This window comes from Moorena sp. SIO3I6, from assembly GCF_010672095.1.
This window is the reverse complement of sequence record NZ_JAAHHU010001460.1, coordinates 1-1,256: the sequence shown is the minus strand read 5'-3', so window position 1 is coordinate 1,256 and position 1,256 is coordinate 1. Positions and strand designations below refer to the sequence as shown.

General features: G+C 39.4%; 1 protein-coding gene and 1 pseudogene. Both read left to right on the top strand.

The annotated features are described in order from the left end of the window. Positions 1-278: pseudogene (locus F6K49_RS50265) on the top strand (multidrug ABC transporter permease); the annotation flags it as partial. Positions 279-712: 434 nt separating this feature from the next. Beyond that, positions 713-1,256, top strand: a 544-nt coding sequence (locus tag F6K49_RS50260) for a biotin/lipoyl-binding protein (protein ID WP_293110352.1), incomplete at its 3' end; no start/stop codon positions are given.

The window sequence follows — 1,256 nt, the reverse complement described above, 5'->3', positions numbered from 1 at the left end:
TAGCACTGATGGGCAATCCTAAATTATTGGTTTTAGATGAAGCTACCTCTCATTTAGATCCAGAATCAGAACGAATTATTCAGCGAAACTTAAATACAATTTTAAAGGGACGGACGACATTAGTCATTGCTCATCGGTTATCAACAATTCGCAATGCCGATTTAATTTTAGTAATGGATAGAGGAAGATTAATTGAGAGTGGAACTCATCAGGAGTTGATGGAAAAGCGAGGACATTTCTATTACTTAAATCAACAACAGGTCACAGTAACTCAGTAATTCCCATACGTCAGCCGTCAGCTGTCAGCTGTCAGCTGTCAGCCGTTAGCTTAAAATAAACCTGTTTAGGGATAATTTAATAGTTCGGGATGTTAAAGAATTGAAATTATGGGGATTTCCCCATTTAAGCATATGCCCTGCTCCCTACGGGTGCATCTCACTTGTGCAAAAACACTCTTCGGCAATAGAAAGCTAATATCATTTTATGACAATTACCTTTAATAAAAATCTCCCCCATCTCCCTATCTCCCTATCTCCCTATCTCCCCATCTCCCTATCTCCCTATCTCCCCCTCTCCCCACCCTCCCCACACTTCTTTTAGTTATAGATTTACAAATATGAGATGCACCCCTCCCTACTCCCTACTCCCTACTCCCTACTCCCTACTCCCTATTCCGTTTGCTATATAAAAAATGACAAATAATAAAGAATAAATGACTAATTCATCAAATGGACGAACTGGGACTAAACTCCAGGATGCTAAACAGATTGAACAGGATTTAATGCCTCCTCAACTCCAAGATGCTAAACAGATTGAGCAAAATTTAACGTCTCCTAAGCTAGAGGTTGTGAATAAAGATGACTCCAGGGAGGATTGGTCTTTTGCTACCAAAGAACTTCTCGATAGTCTTCCCCAAGCTTGGACTAGAGGATTATTGTATTTATTGATAATATTTATCAGTGTCCTTGTTCCTTGGGCAATGTTATTTAAAATCGATGAAACTGGGAGTGCTAGGGGACGACTAGAACCTCAAGATAAAACCATTCGTTTAGATTCTCCTGTGATGGGAACTGTAGATAAACTTTATGTTAAGGAGGGAGAATCCGTAAAAATTGGGCAGAATTTAGTTGAATTAGAATCGGATTTAGTCCAGACTGAGCTCCAGCAGTCTTTGAAGCGATTGGAAGGTCAACAAAATCAGCTTAATCAGTTAAAACTGATGAAAAATCAGTTAGCGATCGCGCTTCAAACTCAGA